We start from the raw sequence: 2448 nt of genomic DNA, 5'->3' as shown, positions 1-2448 counted from the left end.
AGTGTGAGGTGGACCGCCGGGCGAGGTGCCAGCCTGTGGGCTGGTCCTTTTCCCAGCGGCCTCCTCCCGAACCCGTCGTGCGACGTTAACCGCAACGGGCTCTCCAGTGACTTCCGTGAGGTGTGCTTTCGCAGTCAACGTGGATGTCGTTGTGGCAGGTTGGGCAGACGAGTAGGGTCACTCGTTTCCTCCTGGCCATTTCGGCAGCCCAGTTGGGTTGTTCCTGCCCGAAGAGGCCGAGGTCGGCAAGCTTGCGGATCTGGTGGACCGTGATGTCCTCGGTCGCTCCGCAGAGCTCACAGGTCCCGGCCAACAGCCTTCTGACCAGCTCGCGTTGGCGTGGTGCAGAGACTGCCTGGACAGGATCGCGGTCCTTGAGAACCGCGCTCTTTCTGCGCTGGAGTGGGATTCCGCCGAACCGGGCGACCAGTGGTTTGCTGCTCGGGGCGCGGGTGATGCTGACCTGGAGGCACTTGCGCGGCCCGGCCGGGGTTTCGATGGTGGCCTTGTACTTGCGGGCCATCTTCGACACGGTCGAGCGGTGCTTGTTCGCCAGGGAGCACAGCAGCGAGGACTGCATGACCCAGTGCAGCCGGTTCAGTCGGTGGACGTCGCCGGCCAGCAGGTAGTACTGGACGATCCCGCGATACCTGGCACCGAAGATGCCGACGAGACTGTAATCGTCGTGCCTGTACATCGACGGCTGATGTGCGGGTTTTCCGCGTTTCAGGTAGGGCGCGCATTTGGCTTTGATCACGTCTTTCGGGACATGGAGGGCGATGGTTCCGTTCACCGAGCGGCGGAGCCGCCGGTTTCCCTTCTTCCGCTCGGACCTCCCGTCGTCCCGCTGGGTCCTGATCTCGTAACCGAGGAATCTGGCAGCTTCGGTTCTGGCATGGGTGACCAGGGTTTTCTCCTCGGACAGTTCCAGCTTGAGGTCATCGCGCAGGAACCGCGCGAGGCGCTGTTTGATCTCGTCGGCCTCGGCCTTGGGTCCGGCGAACCCGAGAAGGGTGTCATCGGCATATCTCACATAACGCAGGCGGCGGTATCCCGGATCGTTCATGTCCTGACTCGGGAGAGAATGAAGCCGCTTGCGCAAGGCGCGCACGGCGGTGCGGTCTCCGCGCCTTCGTGCACGCCGGATAGCGTCTCCGACCCTGCGGTATTCGGGGTTCCTCGCCCTGAGTCCGCCTCGGGTGTATTCCGGCAGGAGAACTTTCTCGACGAAGGAGTCCAACCGGTGCAGGTAGATGTTGGACAGGATGGGCGATAGGACACCGCCTTGCGGAGCGCCACTCAGCGTGGCATTCCAGTTCCAGTCCTCCAGGTATCCGGCTTTGAGCATGTTGCGCACAAGCCGCAGGAACCGGTTGTCGTGGATCTTCTCGGCCAGTGTTTCGAGCATCAACCGATGGTCGAGCGCGTCGAAGCACTGGGCGATATCGCCCTCGATGAACCAGCTGGTCCCGGTCCAGGTACGGGCCACGTCGCGCAGTGCGGTGTGGCAGCCCCGGTGGGGACGGAAACCATGGGAGTGGTCGGAGAACTGCGGCTCGTAGTACGCCTCCAGCAGGAGACGCATCACCTCACCGACCAGCTTGTCCGTCCAGGACGGCAACCCCAGCGGCCTTCGCTTCCCGTTCTTCTTCGGGATGAAAACCCGCTTGACCGGCTTGAACCGGTGGCGCTCGTGGCGCATCGCGTCGACGACGCGTCCGATCTTCGCCAGCGACATGCCGTCCGCGGTTTCCCCTGTCGCCCCGGGCGTCATCGCCCCCTTGTTGGAGTAGATGCGCCCGTAGGCCATGAGATACAACTGCGGGTTGAACATCTGCCGATAGAGCTCCTCGCACGGCAGGCCGCGCCTGCCGCGTTCACGGAGGATATCAAGTACCGCTTCGGCGCTCTGCATTACGCATACCTCCCGGTTCCGTTGATATCCGGTCACCTGTGTCCCTTGGCCCTGTGGACGGCTTTCCCGTCCTCCCTGGCAGGTCGTGACTCCTGCGACTACTACGGACACTCCGTCACCATGGGGCTCGCGCCCTTTAGGTGATCCCCTGTTCGTCCTAGTTGTACGTATCAGCGCGACTTAGGTGCCCCACTCATCTCCTTGAATGCCCTCGCTGGACATCGTCCCACTCCCCGGAGTTGCATCGGCGTTCGAAGAACCTGATGCAGGAAGTGGCGCCGGCTTCGGATACCTTTCCGGCGGATCTGTCTTTGAATCGACTGGAGATTAGGGTTCAGGCAATCCAGCTTTCACCATATCGCGCGGGCCTCGCGGTGCACCGTCCCCGATATCTGGACCCGGCCACCGCTTTACTGGCATGCTACGGTCCCCTTAGTCTTTCGACGCCAGGTAAGCCATTGGGCCCAGGAATAACCTCCGAATTCCTCCCGGCTATGCCAGGGATACAACCAGGCGCTTTCAGGGCGCACTCG

The 2448-nt window shown here is 62.7% G+C and carries 1 protein-coding gene; it reads right to left on the bottom strand.

Translation table 11 applies throughout. The features are described from left to right. Window positions 1–85: 85 nt before the first annotated feature. Window positions 86–1915, bottom strand: coding sequence for a reverse transcriptase domain-containing protein (locus ACWDCZ_RS40400; RefSeq protein ID WP_449818597.1), 1830 nt, complete (start codon window positions 1913–1915; stop codon window positions 86–88). Window positions 1916–2448 lie beyond the last annotated feature (533 nt).

The organism is Kitasatospora sp. NPDC001225 (assembly GCF_053597855.1).
This window is presented reverse-complemented; position numbering and strand designations above follow the sequence as displayed.